The organism is Empedobacter stercoris (assembly GCF_025244765.1).
Taxonomy (GTDB): Bacteria; Bacteroidota; Bacteroidia; order Flavobacteriales; family Weeksellaceae; genus Empedobacter; species Empedobacter stercoris.
Genome location: NZ_CP104209.1, coordinates 1,812,748 through 1,833,866 on the forward strand (window position 1 = coordinate 1,812,748; position 21,119 = coordinate 1,833,866).

Here is a 21,119-nt window from a genome sequence, read left to right on the forward strand (position 1 = left end):
AGATGTTTTAACGTGTTTAAAAATATCAATCTTATTTCGTAGCTATTTGCCTTCAAAAAAAGGATTGAATCCACACAACAAGCCTCTATTTATTGCACTCCCTTAATTTGCTATTCTACTAAATCGTTAAAAATTAATGAAAAAACACAACAAGTAGAGTTTAACATTCAAAACGTTTGTATTTTTGTCTTATAAAATATATCCAATATGAAGCATCAAGCAGTAGAAGGTTTTTCGAAATTATCGAAAGAAGGAAAAATTGAATGGGTTGTAAATGAATATTTGAATGGCGATGAAAAAGCAATTCAAATCATGAAACAATATTGGAATGATGATGCAGATTTACAAAAACTGCACGACGAGTTTTCAGAAAATACAGTTTCTAATTTCTATATGCCGTTTGGTTTAGCACCAAACTTTTTAATCAACGACGAATTATATGCCATTCCTATGGCTGTTGAAGAGTCGTCTGTTGTTGCTGCAGCTTCTAAGGCTGCAAAGTTTTGGCAAACACGTGGTGGTTTCAAAACAACTATTTTATCGACAACAAAGTTGGGGCACGTGCATTTTATGTACGAAGGTGATAAAGAAAAGTTGAGAAATGCTTTCGAATCGACTATCAAACTACAATTAATCGAAACTACAAATGATATTACCAAAAATATGCGTGCACGCGGTGGTGGAATTTTGGATTTAGAATTAATTGATAAAACTGCTGATCTAGCAAACTACTATCAAATAAAAGCCTCTTTCGAAACAATGGATTCGATGGGTGCCAACTTCATCAATTCATGTTTAGAGCAATTTGCAAAAACATTACGCAACGAAATCGAAGCTGATACAACTTTTACAGCTGATGAAAAAGATTCTGTTCAAATCGTGATGTGCATTTTATCAAATTATACACCCGATTGTATTGTTCGTGCAGAAGTTTCTTGTCCAGTAGAACAATTAGCAGAAGGAAATGTAACGGCAGAAGAGTTTGTGGAAAAGTTTTCGCGTGCTGTACGAATTGCAGAAATTGAACCTTATCGTGCTACTACACACAACAAAGGAATTATGAACGGTATTGATGCGGTTGTAATTGCTACGGGTAACGATTTTCGAGCAGTAGAAGCTTGTGCACATACCTATGCTGCAAAAGATGGTCAATATTCTTCGTTAACGCATTGCGAAGTAATAGATGGTATTTTCCGTTTTTGGATAGATTTACCAACTGCACTTGGTACAATTGGTGGATTGACAGCTTTACATCCATTGGTAAAATTAGCGTTAGGAATTCTTGGAAAACCAAATGCAAAAGAGTTAATGGGATTTGTTGCTGTTGCTGGTTTAGCACAAAACTTTGGTGCATTACGTTCGTTGGTTACAACAGGAATTCAGAAAGGTCACATGAAAATGCACTTGATGAATATTTTAAACCAATTGGAAGCAACAGATGAAGAAAAGAACTATTTTGTGAATTATTTTAAAGATAAAACAGTTACGCATCACAATGTTATCGATGAATTTTGCAAATTACGTGGTGTAAAAAATGTAGAAGAGATCAAAAAAGAAAAATAATTTAATAAAATACAAATGCGAATTTGGTCTGTTCATCCGAAATACCTTGATGCAAAAGGAATAGTTGCGCTTTGGCGTGAAACACTTTTGGCAAAGAATGTTTTGGTAGGCAATACAAAAGGGTATAAAAATCATCCGCAATTAAGTCGTTTCAAATCGGTAGAAAAACCTATTGAAGCGATTAATCAATATTTGGCAGAAGTTTGGGACGAAGCGACACAACGAGGTTATAATTTTGACCGAAATAAAATTGATTTTGATTTCAAAAAGATTAAAATTGAGGTTACAACAGGTCAAATGCAATATGAATTCAACCATTTATTAAAGAAGTTAGAACAAAGAGATCCTAAACAATTCAAACAATTTGAAAACCTCAAAATGGTTGATTGCGCGGAGATTTTCGAAGTAAAAGAAGGAGAAATAGAAAAATGGGAGATCATTTCTTAGAAGAATATTTTGCTAAAGCAAAAGAAAAACAACGCGAACACAAAAAATTTTTGGAGAAGTTGAAGAAGAAACCACCTAAAAACTTGGATCAAAAAATGGAAGAAATTCACGAAGATGTTTTCAATCGTATTGATTGTCTTTCTTGCGCGAATTGTTGCAAAACAACTGGTCCACTTTTTACACAAAAAGATATTGAGCGTTTAGCGCATGTTTTTCGAATCAAACCAAGTCAATTTATTGATAAATATTTGCGAATTGATGAAGACAACGACTATGTTTTGCAGCAAGTTCCTTGTCCGTTTTTGGATAGTGAAAATTATTGTTTGGTTTATGAAGATCGCCCGAAAGCTTGTCGTGAATATCCGCATACAGATCGTAAGAAATTTTACCAGATTAATCATCTTACCATAAAAAACACGCTAATTTGTCCTGCGACTTACGAAGTTGTAGAACAAATGCAGAAAGAAATAAAAGTATAAATGGAAACACCTCTAAAAATAATCGCATTTATTATGTTGATATTTCCGACAATTTATCAAGGAATTGCTGGATTTAGAACCAAAGATGCTACTGTTGTAAAAAAAATTGCTTGGCGCGCCGTTTTGATGCAAATCATGGGAACGCTTTTGGCTTATTTTATCTTCATAAAAATTGGTCAAGACAAACAAGTTGCCATTTATGTTGGCTTTATGTTTTTTACGTCGCTTGCAATTTTAGTCCTAATACAAAACATTTTGATTTACTTAAAAAATAATAGTAATAATTAAAACGTCGCTCATAGAGCGACGTTTTTTAATTTAAAATTGAGTTTCTACTCTACTTATTTCTTATAAAAAATTTACCTATTTGTTCATCATTCCACTCATCAAAACCTTTTTCATTTTTATCTAAATAATTAAATAAAAATAAGGTATCATTCCTTTTAATAAAACATTGATTAGAGTTTTCAATTTTATAAATCTGATCGCCAATTTTAGAAAATCCATATAGTTGTTTAGATGGATTAATTATTTTGTTTATTGAATCATTCATTTTAGGTTTATTCCAAACTTCATTTTCAGAAAGTTTAATACTATATTTTTTATCAGATAAATACAATGTATGATTTCTATGAGAGTTCTTATAAACTATGTAAAACTCGCTTTGATTTCTCAATATATTTTCAATTCTATTTATCTGTAAAGGATTTATATAAAATGTCTGAATAATATAAAAGAAAATAATTAGCAAAATAACTAATATCGAAAATACATAATATTTCTTCATACTATAATTCAAGCCAATAAATTAACGTATTGTTCTGCTTTTTCGGTTAGTTTAGTTTTTACTTGATCATAATTTGAATCAAAAAAACTTCGTAATCTGAACTTTGATTTTTTGGTTTGAATAGTTAGAATTTGATTGCGATTCAAGCGAAAAATATCTTCTTCTTCGTACAAATAATAAATTGCTCGATATGGAATTTCATCTTTTTTGAAAATTGTTCTGATTTCGAACGTTTCTTCTTTTAACGTAAATAAGGTCAAATTAAACGTTAAATCGTATAAAATAGACATCGATGCAAGTAAAGAAATCATGAAAACGCCAATGCGTAAAAAAGGTTCGTCTATCCAAAAATTTCCTCCAAACCAAAAAGCTTTGACAAACGTAAAGTTAACCATCATTAATAATAGAAAAATGATGACGAGAAGAAGTGTTTGCCAACTAAGTTTAGATTTTACCATCTCTGATTGGATTTGTACTAATTTACAATTTTTTTGAACAGATTTAGAAAATTTTTCTACAAATAAAAAACCTCATATAAATCTGAGGTTCATTATATTTTAAAAATGTTATGTTATAAAATTTCAATACTAAAACTATGATTGAGATATTTCTTATATTCCAAGATTTATGCCAAACTGAATCATTTTACGATTATCAAATGTGTTATCTTTAAAATAATTGTTCAAATCTTTTCTTACAAAAACATCAATCAATCCTAAACCAATTGTTATTTCAGCTCCGTAGATAAAATTATTCACATTATAATTTCCACGTTCTTTGTTGCGAACACCATCTCCTTTGTAAATATTATTCGATGATAACAACGTTCCTCCATACATATACGCTGCGATATAGTGTTTTCCTTGCGGACGATATGCAAAATCTTCGGTAATATTTTTGACTTTCGAAAAGTTGTATTTAAATCCAACCGGAACCATAAAATAAGCCGAACGCAATTTCGATTTATCTAACGATTTATCACTTTTTACCAAGCCAACATTTCCATTTTCATCACGATTAAAGCGCATATCATCGTCGATGCGATACGTTCTCCACGAAAATAACCCTCCTGCCAAAAAGTTAACAGGACTTGTTAACGATAATTGTCTTTCGTACATTAAACCTGCTGTTAAATTGCTCGAAAACTTCTCATGTTTGTTCAATTCTTCGTCTTTTTTTCCTGTAAACGCCATGTATCCAAAAGAAGCATAACCGTTAATTTGATTCGCAATTCGGTAACGTTTCGTCACATCTTGTTTCGTTTTTGGCGTAATTGGATCTTCGCCGTTCATAATCGAAAATGCAACTTGTTGTTTGATGATATCATCTAAATTGAAATTTACCTCCTGAATACGATCATTTATCGTTCCCGAATACACGCTCGCAATAGCTTCTTTCTTAGCTGTAGCCTCAGAAGCATTCAGTTTTCCTTCTGTTAATTCTTTGTCAACTGCCGCAATTTTCTTTTCCATTGCAGATTTTTCTTCCTGAACAATTTGACGAATCACTAACGTAAATTCGCTGATGCGATCTTTTACAATTGGACTGATTTTTTCGTCGTTTTTATCATTCAAATCAAATGTAAATTTTTGAGCATATAGTGATGTAGCTGATAAGCATAATAATCCTGCTACGATAAGTTTTTTTATCATAATCTTGCTAATTTAGGGATATTAATGTTTTATTTGAAGCCGATAGAAACCACGCGCGATTGGTTTGACTCCTTTAGATTTTCTTTATTTTCGATCGAATACAACAACATATTTGGATCTACAAAATTCTTCTTCTTTTTGTTCACTTTTACAGAATCTAATGTTGTGTTAGCTGCAATATTTTTCTTTGGTTGAGCTTCTGATTTTAAATCTTCTTTCTTCTCTACAATAGCTTCTTTCTTCGTTGGAAAAGCCATTTCAACTTGTTGAGATTCTTCGTTTATTGCCACTTGAACTTTACCATGTTGAATTGGTTTCTTCTCTTCTTGTGTCTGAATTTCAACTTCTTTTTTAGAGGAATCAATCTTTTCATTATTCGCTAAAATCGATTCTGAAGAATGAACTGTATTAGAATCTGATTGAATTTCTTGCGGATTATTTTGTTCCTGATGATTTACAAATTCTTTTGGTCGATCATCTTTCGATTGATTCGAGAATAAATAAATTGATGTAGAAACCGTAAATAACGCCACAACCGCAGCAGACAACCACCATTTAAAATTTGATTTTTGTGGTGATGGAGCGACATCCATACGAGCTTGAATTCTGTCCCACGCATCATGAGAAGGATTCAATTCACGATTTTCTAAATCGTCTTTTATATAGTTTGATATTTTATCGTTGTTTTTCATTTGTCATTTTCTTTTTACTTAGAACAATTTCTTTCAGTTTTGCCTTTGCTCGAAACAATTGCGTTTTGCTGGTCGACACCGAAATATTCAGCATTTCTGAAATTTCTTGATGCGAATAATCTTCGAGAATATGAAGATTAAACACCAATCGATAAGGTTCTGAAAGTTGATCTAACACCTCTTGCACATTAAAATTTAACCACGTTTCTTCTACTTCTTCATCTGCTTCATCATAATTAGAAACTCTTACATCATCAACATAAATCAATGTTTTATTTGCACGTAAAAAAGTTAAACATTCGTTGACCATGATTCGACGCATCCAACCTTCGAAACTTCCTTTATTTTGAAATTTCTCGATATGATTAAAGACTTTACAAAAACCATTAATCATACAATCTTCTGCATAATGCATGTCTTCGATATAGCTTCTACAAACGCTCAGCATCTTTTTGGAGCTTTGTTCGTAGAGTTCTTTTTGCGCCAAAGCATCGTTCTTTTTTAGTCGATCGACTAAAATTTCTTCTTTACTTTTTCGATTTAGTACAAATAATTTCACGTGTGTTAATTGCTTTCTTACTTAATAGACTCAAGGTTTGTAAAAAGGTTACAGAAAATTAAACATTTTTTTTGAAATGATTTGATATAGAACGAAAAAAGCTCGCAATTAGCGAGCTTTTTAATCATATTTATCTAAAATAAATTTATTTCTGAAACGAATCTTTATTCAATTCGTATAATATTTTAAGACCTTTTATTGTGTGTAAACGATCATCAATATCAATTTTATCTGTCAACGATTTGTAAACGCCACCAACTCCTCCTGTCGAAATCACATAACATTGTTCTCCTTCTTCGGCATTGATACGATCAATCATTCCTTCAACCATACTCAAAAAACCATAAACCATTCCTGATTGCATGCAAGATTCTGTATCAGATCCTAAAACAGTTTTAGGCGCTTTCAGTTCTACTGTTGGTAATTGAGCCGTTTCTCCTACCAATGAATTTAAGGCAGTTATAATTCCAGGAGCAATCACTACTCCACCGACATTTGCCGATTCGTCAATCCCTAAAAAAGTTAACGCTGTACCAAAATCAATCACGATTTTCTTGCCTTTGTAGTCTTGATAATGTGCTGCCACTGCATTCGCATACAAATCTGTTCCCATTTGGTTTGACTTATGCTTGATTGCTGATGGCGTATTACGATCCACAACCATTGGTTTGAACTTGTGAATTTTTTGTAAAGCAATCTTAACACTTGCTGTAAGTGGTGGCACAACCGAACCAATCACAATATCTGTAATATCATATTTCTCAATTCCGAAAGGTTCGTACATGTTCGAGAATTTTGCAAAAAATTCGTATTCGGTACGATAAGGTTTTGAATTGATTGTCCATGTAATAATCTCCGTTTCACTTTTGAAAACCGCGAAACGAAGATTAGTATTTCCAATATTTACTGCTAATAACATTATTTTGTAAATACGTTATTTTTATCATTTACATCTGCCAAACGTTTTGTTGGATCGATGGTAACTTGTTTAACTTCTTTTGAAACTTTAACGTCATATGTTGGTTTTGTCCAGAACCAATCTTCTAAAATCGTTCTTTTAGCACCTTGATATTCCACTAAATTTTCTGCTGGTTTTTCTCCACGCATTTCACGTAAAGGAATGTAAAATAATTCTTTCGAACCATCTGTATATTCAACCAATAAATCTATCGGCATTGCAAAATCTGATTTATTTGCAATTGTGATTGTATTTCCGTTTACAGCTTCTACAGCGTAATCAATTTTGCGTGTTGTATTGATAAATAAGTTGAAGTACCATTTTAAATTAATTCCAGAAACTTCTTCTGCAACACGTTTGAAATCGTTAGCGGTTGGATGTTTAAATTTCCATTGGTTATAGAATTCTAAAAATGTTTTGTCTAAATTATCTTGCCCAATAATATATCCTAACTGAATTGCTAAAACTTGACCTTTATAATATGCTTCTAATGAATACGCATAGTTTGTGTTGTAGTAATCTGCTAATAAACTTGCAGGTTCTTCTTTCCCTGATAATGCTAAATTGATGTAACCTTTTGATGCATCTAAATTAGGATTTGATGGTAAAGTTGCTTGCTTTCCGAATACTTGTAAAGAAGCTAAATTTTCGATGTAAGATGTGAAACCTTCATCAAACCATTCGTCAACCGTTTCGTTGATTCCAAATAAATGTTGGTACCAAGAATGCGCTGCCTCGTGGTAAATAACTCCTACCAAAGAAGCTAAATTTCTTTCTCCTGTAATCAACGTTGCAGTTCCGTATTCCATACCACCATCACCACCTTGTACTACTGTATATGTTGGCCAAGGATATGCTCCGAATTTTTCTCCAGCATAATCAAAAAAACCAGTTGTGTAAGGCATTGCCTCTTTCCAAACTTTTGTAGTTTTTTCGCCTGGTTTGTACACGAAATATACTTTTACACCTCCTTTAGATGTAGCCTCATCTACAACAAATTTTTTGTCTGCAGCCCAAGCAAAATCGTGAATATTTGTTGCTTTAAAATTCCAAGAAGCACGTCCGTTTTTCTCTACAATTTTTGCATTTTTATCATAACCTTTTACTTCTTTCGGGTTTTGTAACACTCCAGATGAACCAATTACATAGTCTTTTCCAATATTGATTGTTACATCAAAATCACCAAAAGGCGCAATAAATTCGCGTCCAACATATTCGTCTAAATGCCATCCGAAATCATCAAATTGAGCCATTTTAGGGTACCATTGAGTCATCGAATACGCTACACCTTCTTTCGAATTACGTCCAGAGCGACGAATTTGCTCAGGAACTTGTGCTTCCCAAACCATATCAAATGTTGTTGATTCTCCAGCTTTAATTGGCGTTGCTAATGTTACTTCTAAGATTGTTCCATCAACTTTATACGAAGTAGCTTTACCATTTTGAGTTAACGAAATAATTTTTTGGTAACCCATATTGTCTTTCCCTAAAGTTGCGATACGCGATTCTAATTTAGGATTTTCTTTTGTTCCGATATTATTTACCATTCGCTTGTCTGGATCTGCAATATTTGCTAAACGATAATCCATCATCGATTTAGGTTGGAAGGCATTAAAATATAAATGAAAGTACACCTTGTTCAAGCTTTGACCTGAGTTGTTTGTGTATTTCAATTTCATTTTCCCATCGTATTGATACAAATCGTCTTTGATATCAATCGTCATTTTATAATCTACCTTTTGTTGCCAATATCCTTTGCGCTGAGCGAAAACAAATTGCACCAAACATAAGCAGATTAATAATGTAAATTTTCTCATTCTAACAGTATTATTAAACTTCAACTTCAAAAATACAAAAAAGCTTGAAACAAGTCGGTTTTGTTTCAAGCTTTTGCTTACTTTAAACAATCAAACTCTACTCTTATCAAGTCTAATAATTCTTTTAGAGATATTAATTCATTGTTTTAAACAAAAAAGCTCGTTTCAAATAACTTGAAACGAGCTTTTTAAAATAATAAATAATAAAAAACTATATAATAATCATTTCACAATTACCACATTGGTGTTTGTAAAAATGACGATAATATTCCTGGAAAAATTCCCATTACAATCAAGATAACCATTCCGATTACTAAAAGGAAATTTGTTAAGCCATCTTGTGTTTTTAATTTATTTTTCCCTTTTTTGAAATACATATAGTTGATGATTTTGAAGTAATAATACATACTCAAAACTGCCATAACTAATGCTATTACAATCAAAAATAAATTTTTCTCATTTGTTCCACCAATACTCAACGCCATGAATTTCGCAAAGAAACCTCCTGTTAACGGAATACCTGCTAATGAAATCAATGAAATTGTCATTGCTGCAGCCAAAACTGGATTTGCTTTTCCTAAACCAATGAAACTTTCAAAATTTGGATTTTTGAATTGATCAATTGTATAGAAAATAATAAAATTCGCAATTGTATAAGCAATTGTATAGAACATCAATGCTTCTTTTGAAGCTGAGTTGATATTAAATAAAACAAATAGCATGAAACCTGCTTGCGCGATTGATGAATAAGCCATCAAACGTTTGACAGATTTTTGAGAAACTGCTCCAAAATTCCCGATAAACAACGTCAAAATAATGATTGACGCTAATAATAAACGGTAATACTCGGCATATTCTACATGTATTGGGAAAGATTTTAAGACTAAAATAAATCCTAAAAATGATCCTCCTTTGATAATTGTCGACATAAATGATGTGAACACTGTTGGTGTTCCATCGTAAACATCTGGTGTCCATGCATGGAAAGGTGCGGCAGAAACTTTGAAACAAAATGCGAAGATGATTAAACACCATCCAGCGTAATAAATAGTTTCGAAATCTTTGTTATAGTTCACCAATTGGTCAACCATAAAAGTTCCTGTTGCGCCATACAAAAATGTAACCCCCAGCATCAAAATCCCTGTTGAGAAAGCTCCCATCAAGAAGTATTTTACAGATGCTTCTGTACTTTTTATACTTTCCTTATTGACACCTGCAAGAATGTACATCGGAATTGACATTAATTCGATTCCTAAGAACATAATGACCAAGTTGTGGAATTGTGCTAAAACGGCGATTCCTGTAAAAGAGAAGAAAATCAAGGCATAATATTCTGCTACATGCTTTCCTACTTTCTCAAACGAATCTTTGTTCAACAATAAGTAAAAAATTGCCAGTCCAGCCAATGCGATAAAGAAGGAAACGCCATAAAGCGATTGTCCAATCATATTATCGAATTTTCCTGCGAACATTGAGCAACCTTTCAAATCGAAAATTCCTCCTACAATCATTCCGAAAAACAGAACAACCGAAAGAATATTTAAGGCACGATTATTCTTGATGTAGAATCCACTAAACATCAAAATAATACCTGAAAGTGCTGATAAAATAATCGTATTCATATCTATTTATTCAAAAATGATTAATGTGCTAATAAATTAAAAATTGGTGTTGGATAAACGCCTAAAATGATTATCAAGATTGCGATTACAGAAATAACTGCAATTGGTCCAAAATCTCTTTTTTGAGCATCTCTGTGTTTGATGTTTTTTACTTCTCCAAACAATAATGCACTTGATAATCTCAACGTGTAAACGGCAGATAAAATAACACCTAAACATGCAACCACGCATAAAACTGGATTATGTGTAAATAATGCTGAAAGCATCATAAATTCTCCGATAAATGCACTTGTTAATGGTAAAGCAATATTTGCTAAACCAAAAATCATAAACAAGATTGACAATGAAGGATCAACTTTTGCTAAACCACCTATCGATTTAATGTCTGTCAACTCATATTTTCTTTCCATTACATCTACACATAACCATAATCCAAGAACAACTAAACCATGCGAAAACATTTGGAAATAAGCACCTGTTACACCATTTGCTAATTCTGAAAATAACGATACAAAAATTAAAGCCAAATGCGCAATCGAACTATACGCAATAATTTTCTTTACATTTTTTGTGCTCAAAGCGATTAACGAAGCGTAAACTAATCCGAAAATTGCGACGTACATAATGTATTCGAATAATTCAGAAATCGTTGGAAACATTCCTAAATACCAAGTTACCACAGCAAATAATCCCATTTTTGCCATCAAAGCAGAAAGAACAACTGTTAATGGAGTTGGCGATGTTTTGTAAATCGTTGGTTGCCATGTATGAAATGGAAAGATTGGAATTTTAATTACAAAAGCGATTAAGAATAACAATGCTAACGCGGTGTTTGTTGAATATTGTGGTCCTGTTACTTGTACGATATCCGTTAATAAAAACGAAGTTGGTTGTAAGAAAAATCCGATGTAAATAATTCCAGCTAACATAAACATCGATCCTAAAATCGTGTATAAGAAAAATGTCATATTTGCGCGAATTTTGTCTTTTCCAATTCCGAATAATCCAATTAAGAAATAGACTGGAATCAAAACAACTTCCCAGAAGAAATAGAATAAAATTAAATCTTCTGCTAAGAAAACTCCATTTAAACCAGCTAAAGTGATTAGCAATAATCCGTAGAATGTATTGCTATATTTTTGTTTTGTTGTTGCCAAATAAACAAAAAGAGCGAAGTAAGTAAGGTTCGTTAATAAAATCATTAAACCTCCTAAACCTTGAGCATTTAACGCAAAATAAGTTTTAACGCTGTTGAAATTGAACCATTGTGTTTGGTATGTTAACTCGTTTGTTCCTCCTTGACAACTGATAAACAAGTATAACGCTAACAATGCTCCGCCAACGAATGCTCCTAACCATCTTTGTGGTTTTTGTCCTTGCATTAATAGCATAAAAACTCCTACTATTAATGGTAATATGATAAATAAAGATAAAAGCATTACTAACCTATTTTGAAATTAAATATCCCATAAAAAAGATAGCTATACCTGCAACGATTCCGAAAACCATCAACAAAATATAGAATCCTACATTTCCGTTTTGTAGCTGACGTACATTTTTTGATGCGCGACCAGAAACAGTTCCAACTCCTAAAACAAAAGCTGCAATACCTGCTTTTTCTACATATTTTTTCAAGACATCGCCTAACTCAAACAATGGCTTTACAATTGCATTGTCGTATAATTCGTCGATGTACCATTTATCTTCAAAGAATTTTGCAATTCCTGTCGCTTCTCCATCTACATAATTGGTGTATTTCTTAATTGCAAAATAAATTGCTCCAAGTACACAAATTAATAAAGCGCCCATCATCATCCATTCTGTTGCATGAGAAACAGGATGTACTTCTCCGATAGAAACAACTCCACCTAAGAAAGTTTGCAACTTATGTCCATCTTGCATAAATAAAGCTGGAATTCCAATATAACCTGCAATAACAGAAAGAACTGCTAAAATGATTAATGGAATTGTCATTGCTGCTGGGCTTTCGTGCGGATGAGCATCTTTGCTTCGTAAATCGCCTAAGAAAGTCATGGCATATAAACGGAACATATAGAATGTTGTCATTACTGAAACAATAAAACCAATTCCGTAAACAACTGGGTTAGATACAAACATTCCTAATAACATTTCATCTTTCGAGAAGAAACCTGATAAACCAGGAATACCTGCGATTGCCAAACATCCGATCAAGAAAGTGATATGAGTAATTTTCATGTATTTTTTCAACCCTCCCATTTTACGCATATCCTGTTCGTGGTGCATTCCGTGAATCACAGAACCTGCTCCTAAGAATAATAAAGCCTTAAAGAAAGCGTGTGTCATCACATGGAAAACCGCTGCGATATATGCTCCAGAACCAATTGCTGCAAACATTAATCCTAACTGAGAAACTGTAGAATAAGCCAATACTTTTTTGATATCATTTTGACGCATTGCAATAGTTGCTGTAACAAATGCGGTTGCAATTCCTATGTACTGAATAATTTCTAAAGTCAATGGCGCTGCAGTAAACAATTCATTACAACGTGTGATCATAAAAATACCAGCCGTAACCATTGTTGCAGCGTGAATAAGTGCTGAAACTGGCGTTGGTCCTGCCATTGCGTCTGGTAACCAAGTAAACAGTGGTAATTGAGCCGATTTTCCTGTTGCTGCTAAGAATAACAATAACGTAATTCCTGTCAATACAAAACCTGTAAATGCTCCTGGCTGAATTGTTAATTGGCTAAATACTTTTACATATTCTAACGTTCCAAATTCTTTGAAAATCCAAAACATTGCCAATAAGAATCCAACATCTCCGATACGGTTCATGATGAAAGCTTTCTTCGCTGCTTTGATGTATTCTGGATTTGTAAACCAAAAACCAATTAATAAGAATGAACATAATCCTACTCCTTCCCAACCAATAAACATCATTACAAAGTTGTTTCCCATTACAAGAATCAACATGAAGAAGATGAATAAATTTAGGTAAGAAAAGAATTTTGCAAATCCTTTGTCTTCGCTCATATAAGCTGAACTATACACATGAATTAAAAATCCAACTCCTGTAATAATTAACAAAAACAAACTCGTTAATGCATCTATTTGAAATGCAAACGGAACTTGTAAAGTTGGAATATTGATAATATCAAATGCCTTAAAAATTAATGGTTGCGCATCTGTTCCTGAAGGAACGGCGATGAACACCATGATTGATAAAATGAAACTTGCCAAAACTGCGCCACTTCCAATGAAAGTCACTAAGCTGTTAGAAAGTACATTTCGTCCTAAACCGTTAATCAAAAATCCGATGAATGGAATCAAAGGAATTAACCATATATACTGCTCCATTCTTAACCTTTTAAACGATTTAACACATTAATATCTACCGAGTATACTTTGCGGAACAATAAGATCATCACCGATAATCCTACAGCAACCTCAGCTGCAGCTACAACCATAATAAAGAATACTAAAAGTTGTGCATCTGTTCCTTTTTCTAATGCTGGATTTGCGTGATAGTGCATTTTTGAGAACGCGACTAACAACAAATTCACAGAATTTAACATCAATTCTATACACATAAAAATGACAATCGCGTTGCGACGTAGCATTACACCTGTCATTCCTATTCCAAATAGGATTAATGATAAAGTAATATAATAACTGATTGGTAACATCTTTTACTTTTTATATTTAATCCAATAATTCTTCGTCTTTCTTTGATAACATCACTGCTCCAATCATTGCTGAAATAAACAAAATACTGCTCAACTCAAACGGTAAAACATATTCTGAATACAACAATGAACCTAAGTTGTGAATCAATCCTAAATCTCCTGTTCCTAATTCGACAGCTGTTTTTCCTGCTTCTTGATTTTGAGCAAAAATTCCAATTGTCAAAGCAACAAATAACAAGGAGATTAAACTCGCAGCTACTATTTTTGCTGGTCGACCAAAAGATTTTTTCTCACTATTCAAGTTCATTAACATGACCACGAATAAGAACAATACCATAATTGCTCCGGCATAGACAATTACATTTACAACTGCTAAAAACTGAGCGTTTAACAATACATAATGTCCACTGATGCAGAAGAATGTTACGATTAGATATAAAATGGAATGAACAGGATTTTTACTGAACACCATTAGTAGCGCACTTAACACCGTTAAGCTTGACAATACGTAGAATAAAATAATAGGTAATTCCATTAGTTTGTAGCTTTTTTCGGGATTAATAAATCTTCTTTAGAATAGATGAAGTTTTGACGTTTGAAACTTGCTGGTGGGACAGTTTGCGATAAATAAACGGCATCTTTTGGACAAGCTTCTTCACAAAATCCACAGAAAATACAACGTAACATGTTGATTTCATATTTCGCTGCGTATTTTTCTTCGCGGTAAAGATGCTCTTCCCCAGGAAGTCTTTCTGCTGCTTCCATTGTAATCGCTTCTGCTGGACAAGCTAAGGCACAAAGCCCACAAGCCGTACAATTTTCACGATCTTCTTCGTCTCTATTCAAAACGTGTAATCCTCTAAATACAGGACTAAACGGTCTTTGTTTTTCTGGATAACTAATTGTTGCTTTCTTCGAAAAGAAGTGCTTCAATGTAATCATCAACCCTTTTGCGATAGAAATCAAATAGATACTTTCCCAAAAAGTAAGGGGTTTACGTTCTACTTGTTTTACTCTATTTGTAATTGGTTTCATACTTTTAATGATTTTGATGATTCTACTTGTTTAATAATAAAATCACTAAGCCTGTAATTAACATATTGATTAATGCTAAAGGCAATAATTTTTTCCAACCTAAATCCATTAATTGGTCATATCTGAAACGAGGAATTGTCCAACGCACCCACATATAGAAGAAGATGAAGAAACAAGCTTTACCGAATAATGAAAGAAAATTAAGAATTGCCGTTCCATTCACTCCGATAGAGTTTACTAATGTTGCATCGTCTACAAATGGGATATCGTATCCACCAAAATAGATGGTAGAAATTACCACAGAACTGATAAACATGTTGATGTATTCTGCAAATAAGAAGAATCCCATCTTCATCGAAGAATATTCTGAGTGATAACCTCCAATTAATTCATTTTCTGCTTCTGGTAAATCGAACGGAGTACGGTTAGTTTCTGCAAACGAACACACCAAGAAAATGATAAATCCTAATGGTTGTAATAAGATAAACCATGCATGTTCTTGTTGATAATGTACAATATCACTCAATTTTAGAGAACCTGTCATCATCAAAATTGTGATTAACACAATTCCCATTGGTAATTCGTACGAAATAATCTGCGAAGCTGCACGCAAACCTCCCATTAAAGAGTATTTGTTGTTCGATGCCCAAGCACCAATCATAATTCCATAAACACCTAAACTTAACACACCTAAAATGTATAAAAACCCGATGTTAACATCTGCAATTTGAGGAACAACTACACGATCTCCAATCTCGAAAGCTGTCGACCATGGAATAACTGCACCTGTCATACAAGCTACAATCATTGCCAAAGATGGACCTAAGATGAATAAAAATTTATTCGAATCTTTTGGTGTAATTTCCTCTTTTGAGAATAATTTTAAACCATCGGCAAGTGGTTGTAATAAACCAAAAATACCTGCACGGTTTGGTCCGATACGATCTTGTAAGAATGCTGCAACTTTACGCTCAGCCCAAGTAGAGTACATGGCAACAACTAATGCAAAACCAATCATTACGCCTACTAAAGCTAACTTTTCTAATGCATCAGCAATAAATTCTTCTGTCATTTTTGTTAATTTTATTTACGAATGATTAATCTTTAAAATCTTTACTTGTTGCTGGTCCATCAATTTTAGATAAATCACGATTTGGTTCATTTACTTCTGAAACCGAGTGAATATCTAATAAAATCTTTGGATCGCGTTTGATTACTTTCGGAAGTGTTTCTTTTGGCTCCACTTTATTCTCAAAGTAATGACCTTGACGAACAACAGAATCTTTAGAAATTTCTGATGGTTTTTCTAACGTCCAATCGTTGATATCTTTTTTATCGAAACGACATGTGTTACAAATCCAATCTTTTACTTCGTTAAATTCATCTTTGCGAGCTGTTACACGGAAAACTTCGTTTCCACGGAACCACACTTGTGCTTTACCAGAACAAGTCGGACAATCGCGATGTGCATCAACTGGTTTCAAGAACCAAACACGATTTTTGAAACGGAACGTTTTATCTGTTAGAGCTCCAACTGGACAAACATCAATAATATTTCCGATGAATTCGTTATCTAAACTTTTGTTGATATGAGTTGAAATTTCTGCGTGATCTCCACGATTCATTACACCATGCTCACGACAACCTGTGATTTGATCCGCAGTTTTTACACAACGATAACATAAAATGCATCGGTTCATGTTCAACTGAATATTTGGACCTAAATCTTCTTTTGGGAATGTACGACGATCAAATTCGTAACGTGTTGCTTCTGCTCCGTGCTCGTAACTTAAATCTTGTAATTTACATTCTCCTGCTTGATCACATACTGGACAATCTAAAGGATGGTTGATTAATAATAATTCAACAATACCTTTACGTGCCTCAACAGTACGTTCAGACGTTTTATTGCCTACAACCATTCCGTCCATTACCGTTGTACGACAAGATGGAACCAATTTTGGCATTGGACGAGGATCTGCTTCACTCCCTTTTGATACTTCTACCAAACATGTTCTACAGTTTCCTCCTGTGTTTTCTAATTTACCGTAGTAACACATCGCTGGAGGTGCTACTTCTTTACCTATCATACGAGCGGCTTGAAGGATCGTTGTTCCCGCAGGTACTTCAATCGTTTCGTTATCGATGGTAACTTTAAATAATGGTGTTTCTTCTGCCATCTTCGTATTAATTTGCGGTTTCTTTTATTTCGATTGGATCAGCATAATGTGCTAAACCAAAATTACGCGTCAAACATTCTTCTGGATTGTTAATATGCCACTCGAATTCATCACGGAAGTGACGAATTGCCGCTGCAACAGGCCAAGCCGCTGCATCTCCTAATGGACAAATTGTATTTCCTTCGATTTTACGTTGCACATCCCATAACAATTCGATGTCTGACATTTTACCTTTTCCTTCATCGATTCGTTTCAAGATTTTTTCCATCCAACCTGTTCCTTCACGACAAGGCGAACATTGTCCACATGATTCGTGGCGATAGAAACGAGCTAATGTATATGTATGATACACCACGTCTTGATCTTCGTCTAACACGATAAATCCTCCAGATCCCATCATTGTTCCTGTTTGGAAACCTCCTTCTGCTAAACTTTCGTAATTCATATAACGAGGTTTACCTTCGGCAGTTCTTAACAATAAGTTTGCAGGAACAATTGGCACAGAACTTCCTCCAGGAATACATGCTTTAAGGCGTTTTCCGTTTGGAATTCCGCCACAATATTCGTCTGAATAGATAAATTCTTCAACCGTAATCGTCATATCAATTTCATAAACACCTGGTTTATTAATATTACCACAAGCAGAAATTAATTTTGTTCCTGTAGAACGACCAACTCCGATTTTAGAATAGGCTTCTCCTCCAATTTCAATAATTGGAACTACAGCAGCAATTGTTTCTACATTGTTTACAACCGTTGGTCTTCCCCATAATCCTTTTACAGCTGGGAAAGGTGGTTTAAGACGTGGATTTCCACGTTTACCTTCTAACGATTCTAATAATGCCGTTTCCTCACCACAGATGTAAGCTCCACCACCACGCTGAACATAAATTTCTAAATCGAAACCAGTTCCTTGGATGTTTTTACCTAACCAACCTGCAGCTTTTGCTTCGTCGATTGCTTCTTCTAAAATTTCTGCAACCCACGCGTATTCTCCACGGATATAAATAAATGAAGTGTTAGATCCTAAGCAGAATGATGAAATCAAAACGCCTTCGATTAACAAATGAGGAATATATTCCATCAAGAAACGGTCTTTGAACGTTCCTGGTTCTGATTCGTCTGCATTTACCACCAAGTGTCTTGGAACACCTTCTGGTTTTGCCAAAAAGCTCCATTTCATTCCAGTTGGAAAACCTGCTCCACCACGCCCTCTTAAACCAGAAGTTTTTACTTCTTCTAAGATTTCGTCGGTTGTCATTTTAAATGCTTTTTCAGCATTTGCATACCCACCATTTTCGCGGTAAACTTGGTAATGACGAATTCCTGGAACATCAATATTTTTTAACAGTAATTTTTGTCCCATTATGCTAATTTTTTCAATTCCTCTAATAATTCGTCCACTTTCTCGATCGTCAAATGCTCACGATAAGTTTTTCCTAACTGCATCATTGGTGCATAACCACACGCTCCTAAACATTCGACTGGTTTTAAGGTAAATAAACCATCAGTCGAAGTTCCTCCAGCTTCAATATTTAACTTTGATTTGATGTGCTCGATAATTTTGTCTGAACCATTTAACATACAAGGTCCTGTTTGACAAACTTCTAACACATATTTCCCAACGGGATTTAGGTTGAACATCGAATAAAAAGAAGCTACTTCGTAAACTTCTACTGGTAAAATTTCTAATACTTCTGCCACATAATCTAAATGAGGTGTGTCTAACCAACCACCAAACTCAGCTTGTGCTACATGAAGTAAAGGGATCAAAGCACTTTGTTTTTTATCCGCTGGATAACGTGCGATGATTTTATCTACTTTTTGTTGTGTCTCTTCTGAAAATTGAATTGCCATTTTTAATAATTTTTATTAAGCATCTAATTCTCCAGCAATCAAATTCAGACTACTCATTGTAACAATGGCATCTGAAATCATTGATCCTTGGATCAATTCTGGATAAGCTTGATAATAAATGAAACAAGGTCTACGGAAATGTAAACGGTATGGCGAACGTCCACCATCAGAGATAAAATAATATCCTAACTCACCATTTGCGGCTTCTATAGAATTATAAATTTCTCCTTTTGGCATATCTACCTCTCCCATAATAATTTTGAAATGATAGATCAACGCTTCCATTTTTGTGTACACATCCTTCTTAAGTGGTAAATAGAAGTCTGGAGCATCTGCATGATACTGTGTTGCTTCTTCTCCTTCTAACGCATCAATTTTTGCAATTGCTTGCTTGATAATGCTTAAACTTTGCCACATTTCTTGACCACGCACTAAGAATCTATCGTAACAATCTCCTGTTGTACCAACTGGAATATCGAATTCGAATTCTTCGTAACGAGAATATGGTTTGGCAACACGAAGATCATAGTCTACACCTGCCGCACGTAAGTTTGGTCCTGTGAAACCATAATTTAATGCACGCTCAGCAGAAATTCCTCCAACTCCTTGTGTACGATCCATAAAAATGCGGTTACGTACGAATAGGTTCTCAAATTCTGTTAAGACATCTGGAAATTCTTTTACGAAACGATGGATTTTTTCCCAAGCAGTTTCAGAAAAATCACGTTCAAAACCTCCAATACGACCAATATTTGTTGTTAAACGAGAACCACAAATTTCTTCGTAAATCTCATAAATTAACTCACGGTATTTCATCATATAAAGGAATCCTGTAAATGCTCCTGTATCAACTCCCATAATCGAATTACATACGATATGATCTGCAATACGAGCCAATTCCATGATGATGACACGTAAATAAGAAACGCGTTTTGGAACTTCAATTCCAACAAATTTCTCAACTGTCATGTGCCAACCCAAGTTATTCAACGGTGCCGAACAATAGTTCAAACGGTCTGTTAAAGGTGTAATTTGGTACAATGGTCTACGTTCAGCAATCTTCTCAAAAGCACGGTGAATATACCCAACTGTAGAAACCGCCGATTTGATGATTTCACCATCAATCTCTAAAATATTTTGAAATACCCCATGTGTTGCAGGATGCGTAGGTCCTAAGTTTAAGGTTATTGTGCTTTTTTCTAAAGAACCGTCTGGAAGATCAAGATGTTTATTTGTTTTAGTTTTCTCTTTTCCCATGGTTAATTTGCTTTTACATTAAAACCTCCATAATTGAAATCTCCTCCACGACCAAACATCTCATCGTCTTTATCTTTACGCGTCTGATCCTCTAATGGGAATTCTTTGCGTAAAGGGAAATAATCCATTTCTGGAACGTTCATTACACGAATTAAATTTGGATGCCCAACGAAATCAATTCCGAAAAAGTCATACGCTTCACGTTCTAACCAGTTTGCTGTTTCGAATAATTTAGTTGCTGTAAAAATCGAAGGTTTTTCGATTGGTAAAGCAAATTTTAAACGAACCTCAACATTCTCGTACATATTATAGACTAAATAAGTTACAACTAATTCCTCTCCAACATTATTTGGGTAATGAATCGCCGTTAAATCTTTCAAGAATTTAAATGCTAATTGCTCTTCGTCGTATAAATATTGAAGAATTTTCAGATTGAAATCTTTGTTTGCATGAATTGTCAAAACACCAAAGTGTTCTTCGTATCCAACGATGTTTTCTTGAAACTTTTGAACCAAACGGTCTTTTATAAATGAATTATCCATTATT

The 21,119-nt window shown here is 33.9% G+C and carries 23 protein-coding genes; 4 read left to right on the forward strand and 19 right to left on the reverse strand.

The features are described 5' to 3' along the window. Positions 1 to 207: 207 nt before the first annotated feature. Genes NZD85_RS08600 through NZD85_RS08615 form a run of 4 tightly spaced genes read left to right on the forward strand, consistent with a single transcriptional unit; the run spans position 208 to position 2,777 of the window. Entirely contained in the window at positions 208 to 1,563 is a 1,356-nt protein-coding gene (locus NZD85_RS08600) for a hydroxymethylglutaryl-CoA reductase (RefSeq protein ID WP_260541444.1), read from the forward strand. A gap of 15 nt (positions 1,564 to 1,578) precedes the next feature. Beyond that, positions 1,579 to 2,010 (forward strand): pyrimidine dimer DNA glycosylase/endonuclease V, encoded by a 432-nt coding sequence (locus NZD85_RS08605; protein WP_260541445.1) that lies wholly within the window; start codon positions 1,579 to 1,581, stop codon positions 2,008 to 2,010. Then, the gene (locus NZD85_RS08610; RefSeq protein ID WP_171623750.1) at positions 1,992 to 2,489 is read left to right on the forward strand and encodes a YkgJ family cysteine cluster protein; all 498 of its coding nucleotides are present in this window, start codon (positions 1,992 to 1,994) and stop codon (positions 2,487 to 2,489) included. The genes NZD85_RS08605 and NZD85_RS08610 overlap by 19 nt, the downstream gene beginning before the upstream one ends. Further along, positions 2,490 to 2,777: a hypothetical protein gene (locus NZD85_RS08615; protein WP_125348911.1), complete on the forward strand. Its 288-nt coding sequence runs from the start codon at positions 2,490 to 2,492 to the stop codon at positions 2,775 to 2,777. 49 nt (positions 2,778 to 2,826) lie between these two features. On the opposite strand, the gene NZD85_RS08620 is transcribed toward NZD85_RS08615, so the two are convergent. The 19 genes from NZD85_RS08620 to NZD85_RS08710 form a co-directional block, all read right to left on the reverse strand. Continuing rightward, positions 2,827 to 3,276 carry a hypothetical protein gene (locus NZD85_RS08620; RefSeq protein WP_260541446.1) on the reverse strand — a complete coding sequence of 150 codons (450 nt, stop codon included), beginning with the start codon at positions 3,274 to 3,276 and terminating at the stop codon, positions 2,827 to 2,829. Positions 3,277 to 3,284: 8 nt separating this feature from the next. Next, complete coding sequence (locus NZD85_RS08625) at positions 3,285 to 3,734, reverse strand: hypothetical protein (RefSeq protein ID WP_147280029.1); 450 nt, start codon at positions 3,732 to 3,734, stop codon at positions 3,285 to 3,287. A 153-nt stretch (positions 3,735 to 3,887) separates the two neighbouring features. Continuing rightward, positions 3,888 to 4,928 (reverse strand): PorT family protein, encoded by a 1,041-nt coding sequence (locus NZD85_RS08630; RefSeq protein WP_260541447.1) that lies wholly within the window; start codon positions 4,926 to 4,928, stop codon positions 3,888 to 3,890. Positions 4,929 to 4,957: 29 nt separating this feature from the next. Beyond that, on the reverse strand, positions 4,958 to 5,620 hold the full coding sequence (locus NZD85_RS08635; protein ID WP_260541449.1) for a hypothetical protein: 663 nt from the start codon (positions 5,618 to 5,620) through the stop codon (positions 4,958 to 4,960). Beyond that, positions 5,604 to 6,179: an RNA polymerase sigma factor gene (locus NZD85_RS08640; protein ID WP_115002302.1), complete on the reverse strand. Its 576-nt coding sequence runs from the start codon at positions 6,177 to 6,179 to the stop codon at positions 5,604 to 5,606. The genes NZD85_RS08635 and NZD85_RS08640 overlap by 17 nt, the downstream gene beginning before the upstream one ends. A 145-nt stretch (positions 6,180 to 6,324) precedes the next feature. After that, a complete protein-coding gene (locus tag NZD85_RS08645; RefSeq protein WP_260541450.1) occupies positions 6,325 to 7,098 on the reverse strand; it encodes a type III pantothenate kinase in 774 nt (257 codons plus the stop codon). Further along, on the reverse strand, positions 7,098 to 8,954 hold the full coding sequence (locus NZD85_RS08650; protein WP_260541451.1) for a M1 family metallopeptidase: 1,857 nt from the start codon (positions 8,952 to 8,954) through the stop codon (positions 7,098 to 7,100). The genes NZD85_RS08645 and NZD85_RS08650 overlap by 1 nt, the downstream gene beginning before the upstream one ends. Positions 8,955 to 9,187: 233 nt before the next feature. Continuing rightward, positions 9,188 to 10,576, reverse strand: coding sequence for an NADH-quinone oxidoreductase subunit N (locus tag NZD85_RS08655; protein WP_171623758.1), 1,389 nt, complete (start codon positions 10,574 to 10,576; stop codon positions 9,188 to 9,190). Between the two features lie 20 nt (positions 10,577 to 10,596). Continuing rightward, complete coding sequence (locus NZD85_RS08660; RefSeq protein ID WP_188319506.1) at positions 10,597 to 12,015, reverse strand: complex I subunit 4 family protein; 1,419 nt, start codon at positions 12,013 to 12,015, stop codon at positions 10,597 to 10,599. 7 nt (positions 12,016 to 12,022) lie between these two features. Further along, the gene (nuoL, locus tag NZD85_RS08665) at positions 12,023 to 13,915 is read right to left on the reverse strand and encodes an NADH-quinone oxidoreductase subunit L (RefSeq protein WP_260541452.1); all 1,893 of its coding nucleotides are present in this window, start codon (positions 13,913 to 13,915) and stop codon (positions 12,023 to 12,025) included. A 2-nt stretch (positions 13,916 to 13,917) separates the two neighbouring features. Then, positions 13,918 to 14,244, reverse strand: a complete 327-nt coding sequence (gene nuoK / locus NZD85_RS08670; protein ID WP_171623761.1) for an NADH-quinone oxidoreductase subunit NuoK — start codon at positions 14,242 to 14,244, stop codon at positions 13,918 to 13,920. Between the two features lie 16 nt (positions 14,245 to 14,260). Next, on the reverse strand, positions 14,261 to 14,779 hold the full coding sequence (locus tag NZD85_RS08675) for an NADH-quinone oxidoreductase subunit J family protein (protein WP_171623762.1): 519 nt from the start codon (positions 14,777 to 14,779) through the stop codon (positions 14,261 to 14,263). After that, complete coding sequence (gene nuoI / locus NZD85_RS08680) at positions 14,779 to 15,279, reverse strand: NADH-quinone oxidoreductase subunit NuoI (RefSeq protein WP_260541454.1); 501 nt, start codon at positions 15,277 to 15,279, stop codon at positions 14,779 to 14,781. The genes NZD85_RS08675 and nuoI overlap by 1 nt, the downstream gene beginning before the upstream one ends. Positions 15,280 to 15,301: 22 nt before the next feature. Then, complete coding sequence (gene nuoH, locus NZD85_RS08685) at positions 15,302 to 16,351, reverse strand: NADH-quinone oxidoreductase subunit NuoH (RefSeq protein ID WP_019974862.1); 1,050 nt, start codon at positions 16,349 to 16,351, stop codon at positions 15,302 to 15,304. Positions 16,352 to 16,376: 25 nt separating this feature from the next. Further along, complete coding sequence (locus NZD85_RS08690) at positions 16,377 to 17,459, reverse strand: 2Fe-2S iron-sulfur cluster-binding protein (RefSeq protein ID WP_038333449.1); 1,083 nt, start codon at positions 17,457 to 17,459, stop codon at positions 16,377 to 16,379. A 7-nt stretch (positions 17,460 to 17,466) separates the two neighbouring features. Next, positions 17,467 to 18,825 (reverse strand): NADH-quinone oxidoreductase subunit NuoF, encoded by a 1,359-nt coding sequence (nuoF, locus tag NZD85_RS08695; RefSeq protein WP_260541456.1) that lies wholly within the window; start codon positions 18,823 to 18,825, stop codon positions 17,467 to 17,469. Then, positions 18,825 to 19,316: an NADH-quinone oxidoreductase subunit NuoE family protein gene (locus NZD85_RS08700; protein WP_260541458.1), complete on the reverse strand. Its 492-nt coding sequence runs from the start codon at positions 19,314 to 19,316 to the stop codon at positions 18,825 to 18,827. Before NZD85_RS08700 ends, nuoF begins: the two co-directional genes overlap by 1 nt. Positions 19,317 to 19,331: 15 nt before the next feature. Further along, positions 19,332 to 20,573: an NADH-quinone oxidoreductase subunit D gene (locus NZD85_RS08705; protein WP_171623768.1), complete on the reverse strand. Its 1,242-nt coding sequence runs from the start codon at positions 20,571 to 20,573 to the stop codon at positions 19,332 to 19,334. A 2-nt stretch (positions 20,574 to 20,575) separates the two neighbouring features. Continuing rightward, positions 20,576 to 21,115, reverse strand: a complete 540-nt coding sequence (locus NZD85_RS08710) for an NADH-quinone oxidoreductase subunit C (protein WP_171623769.1) — start codon at positions 21,113 to 21,115, stop codon at positions 20,576 to 20,578. Positions 21,116 to 21,119 lie beyond the last annotated feature (4 nt).